Raw genomic sequence first — 231 nt, 5'->3', positions numbered from 1 at the left:
GCATCGTTTCACTGCTGAGTTCGGGATGGGATCAGGTGGTTCCAATGCTCTATGGTCGTCAAGAAATTCTTGAGCTGACGCGTCTTACGACGTTCCAGCGAATCGGGTATGCGATAGTTTGTGTGTTGCTCTCGAACTTTCGGTTCATTGCGTCTTCACACACCGCAATCTGATGCTCTTTCGAGTAGTCAAATTGCTTGGGTGTTATATGGTCAAGCCTCACGGGCAATT

At 48.5% G+C, this 231-nt stretch carries 1 rRNA gene; it reads right to left on the bottom strand.

Annotated features, from left to right (window positions below):
• Nucleotides 1-63: ribosomal RNA gene (gene rrf / locus IB246_RS28610) — 5S ribosomal RNA — on the bottom strand; the annotation flags it as partial.
• Nucleotides 64-231: the final 168 nt, after the last annotated feature.

Source organism: Pseudomonas sp. PDM01, from assembly GCF_014852325.1.
Classification (GTDB): domain Bacteria; phylum Pseudomonadota; class Gammaproteobacteria; order Pseudomonadales; family Pseudomonadaceae; genus Aquipseudomonas; species Aquipseudomonas migulae.
The sequence above is the reverse complement of the archived record's forward strand: the minus strand, read 5'-3'. Positions and strand labels throughout refer to the sequence as shown.